Source organism: Phenylobacterium sp. (genome assembly GCF_024508875.1).
GTDB lineage: Bacteria > Pseudomonadota > Alphaproteobacteria > Caulobacterales > Caulobacteraceae > Phenylobacterium.
Window position 1 is genome coordinate 1 of sequence record NZ_JANINU010000295.1, and the last position, 2,116, is coordinate 2,116.

General features: G+C 70.8%; 2 protein-coding genes. Both read left to right on the plus strand.

The genetic code is table 11. The features are described 5' to 3' along the window. A partial coding sequence (locus tag Q0L11_RS19535) for an ROK family protein (protein WP_296599463.1) occupies positions 1-606 on the plus strand: 606 nt, incomplete at its 5' end. Then, entirely contained in the window at positions 603-1,874 is a 1,272-nt protein-coding gene (locus Q0L11_RS19540) for a DNA polymerase IV (RefSeq protein ID WP_296599465.1), read from the plus strand. The genes Q0L11_RS19535 and Q0L11_RS19540, both read left to right, overlap by 4 nt. Positions 1,875-2,116 lie beyond the last annotated feature (242 nt).

Here is a 2,116-nt window from a genome sequence, read left to right on the forward strand (position 1 = left end):
GCCGACCTGCAGCGCGTGCTGGGCCGCGACGTCCGCTACGCCAACGACGCCAACTGCCTCGCCCTGTCCGAGGCCCGCGACGGCGCGGCGGCCGGCGAAGGCGTGGTGTTCGCCGTGATCGTCGGCACCGGCTGCGGCGCCGGCATCGCCTTGGACGGGCGGCTGGTCGAGGGCCGCAACCTCATCGCCGGCGAGTGGGGCCACACGCCCCTGCCCTGGCCGAAGCCCGAGGAGCTGCCCGGCATCCAGTGCTGGTGCGGACGGATCAATTGCCTGGAGCTCTGGCTCAGCGGCACGGGCTTCGCCCGCGACGCAGGCCGCCACGCCGAGGCGGTGGTCGCCAGCCCCGACCCGGCCGGGATGGCGGCGCTGGACCGCTACGTCGACCGCCTGGGCCGCGCGCTGGCCGTGGTGACCGACATCCTGGACCCCGACGTCGTCGTCCTGGGCGGCGGCATCTCGAACCTGGACCTGCTATACGAACGCCTGCCGGCCGCCATCGCCCCGCACGTCTTCTCCGACGTCTTCACGACCCCGGTCCGCCGCGCCCTGCACGGCGACAGCTCGGGCGTCCGCGGCGCCGCCTGGCTCTGGCCGCTGGAATGAAGGCCTTCTGCCGCGACTGCTTCTGGCAGGGCGAGGAGCCCGTCCGGCGCTGCCCCGACTGCGGCTCGCCGCGGATCGTGGCGCATCCCGAGCTGGGCGAACTCGCCATCGCCCACATGGACTGCGACGCCTTCTACGCCAGCGTCGAGAAGCGCGACCGGCCCGAGTTGCGCGACGTGGCGGTCATCGTCGGCGGCGGAAAACGCGGGGTGGTCACCACCTGCTGCTACATCGCCCGCATCAAGGGCGTGCGCTCGGCCATGCCGATGTTCAAGGCGCTGCAGGCCTGCCCCGAGGCAGTGGTCATCAAGCCCGACTTCACCAAGTACCGCGCCGAGTCCAAGCGAATCCTGGGCCTGGCCGCCGAGCTGACGCCGCTCATCCAGAACCTCAGCCTCGACGAGGCCTGGATGGATCTTTCGGGCACCGAGCGCCTGCACGGCGCCGCGCCGGCCATCACGCTGGCCCGGCTGCAGAAACGCATCGAGGACGAGACGGGCCTGACGGTCTCCATCGGCCTGGCGGTCAACAAGTTCCTCGCCAAGATCGCGTCCGACCTCGACAAACCCCGCGGCTTCTCGGTGATCGGCCACGAGGCGCAGGCGTTCCTGGCCCCGAAGCCCGTGAAGATCCTGCCCGGCGTCGGCCCCGCCATGGTCGCCAGCCTGGAGAAGGCCGGCTACCGCACGGTCGGCGACCTCGCCCGCGCCGACATCAAGGTGCTGGCGGACCGCTGGGGCGCCTGGGGCCTGCGCCTGCACGACCTCAGCCACGGCCGCGACCACCGGGCCGTCAACCCCAACGAGGCCCGCAAGGGCATAAGCTGCGAGACCACCTTCAACGACGACCTGAGCCAGGTGTCCGACCTGGAGGACCGGCTGGCCCCGCTGTGCGAGCGAGTCGCCCGCCAGGCGCGCCAGGCCGGCGTCGCCGGCCGCGTGGTGACGCTGAAGCTGCGGACCACCGACTTCAAGATCGTGACACGGCGCCGCACCCTGCCCGTGGCGACCCAGACCGCCCACACCCTCTTCAAGGTCGGTCGCGAACTGCTGTCCAAGGAAGCCACCGGCCGGCCCTGGCGCCTGATCGGCATCGGCATCGCAGACCTGGTCGACGCCGCGACCGCGGGCGACGACTTCTTCGCCGGCGACGAGCGTAAGGCCCTCTCCACCGAGAGGTCGCTGGACGCGATCCGGGCGAAGTTCGGGGCCGGCGCGGTGACCTCCGGGCGCATCCTGCGCGCCCGCTCGGCGGCCGAAGAGGACTGAGCTTCACTTCACAAGCGAGTGATCCCTGCGAAGCACAGCCTTGGCGCGACGTTCGACCGCAGCGGCGCTGCGGATTTCGTAATCACTGTGGGCGCAACGTGCGCATCGTCAATTCCACCCTTCCAAAAGGCGCTAATCTCCATATCTAATCGGGTTGTCGGCCGGCGTTTTGGCCGCTTACCCTAGGAGAACGGACAGATGAGCGAACGGAAGGAAGGTGGCGCTGACACCGGCGTTCGCTC

Bases quoted from the DNA above. Each gene is read 5' to 3' on its own strand.
- Q0L11_RS19540 (WP_296599465.1), top strand. From the start codon at position 603: ATGAAGGCCTTCTGCCGCGACTGCTTCTGGCAGGGCGAGGAGCCCGTC.